The organism is Blautia sp. DFI.3.45 (assembly GCF_020593505.1).
GTDB lineage: Bacteria > Bacillota > Clostridia > Lachnospirales > Lachnospiraceae > Blautia_A > Blautia_A wexlerae.
Genome location: NZ_JAJDMI010000136.1, coordinates 1 through 936, shown reverse-complemented (window position 1 = coordinate 936; position 936 = coordinate 1). Strand labels below are relative to the sequence as shown.

Annotated in this window: 1 protein-coding gene; it reads right to left on the bottom strand. The window is 40.1% G+C overall.

Features of this window, described 5'->3' with window-relative positions:
• The coding region (locus LJE09_RS17250) for a toprim domain-containing protein (RefSeq protein WP_255601817.1) at window positions 1–771 on the bottom strand (771 nt) is incomplete at its 3' end.
• Window positions 772–936 lie beyond the last annotated feature (165 nt).

The following is a 936-nucleotide window of genomic DNA, read 5'->3' as shown; positions in this document are numbered from 1 at the left end:
GATTTCGTCCTTTTTCATAAAAACACCTCCATACCAAGTTTTCTTTGCATATTTTATATCATACACATGCCAAGTTTTCTTGTCAATAGAGTTCATAAAAAAGTTACAACCGATATAATAGGTAACTTTTCTACCACTTCGATTATACTCGCAACTTAATGACTTCTTGAATACTTGCCGAAAAAGAAAAACTGCCATCGGTTTGACAGCAGTTCTTCTTCGGTTGGTATCCGTTAGGAATAATCTGGTTGCATTCATTCCCACAATCCAGTCCGCTCGTTCCCTGCATAGTGCCGCCCGGTAGAGATCATCATATTCCCTGCCATTTTTCAGATGAAAAAAGCCATCCGAAATCGCCTGGTCTTCCATTGAAGAAATCCATAAGCGCTCGAATGGCTTTTTGCATTTTGCCTGATCATATACAAGCCGGAAAATCAGCTCTCCCTCTCGGCCGGCATCAGTGGCTTCCACTAATCCGGTTACATCCTCTCTTTCCATCAGTTTTTTCAGAATTCCGAACTGCTTTCGGGTAGCTTCTGCAATCTGGTAATTCCATTCTGATGGCAGGATTGGAAGATCCTCATATCTCCACTTTTCATATTTTTCATCATAGAACTCCGGTGATGCAAGCTCCACCAGATGCCCCACACACCAGCTGACAATATAACCATTGCCCTCCAGGTAGCCGTCCTCTCTCTTATCTGCACCGATTACCTTTGCAATGGACTGTGCCACCGAAGGCTTCTCAGCAATTACTAATTTATATGACATTTCGTTTCTCCTTTTGTGGTAAAAAAATAGCACCTTAACCATTTGGCTAAAGTGCTATGTAAATTTGTTATTAAATTGTGTGTGAATCAAATAAACAGGAATTGTTCGATCTTTTCAAATACTAACGTCCTTAATTCTGTTCAATAATTGATTTATAGTAGTTAC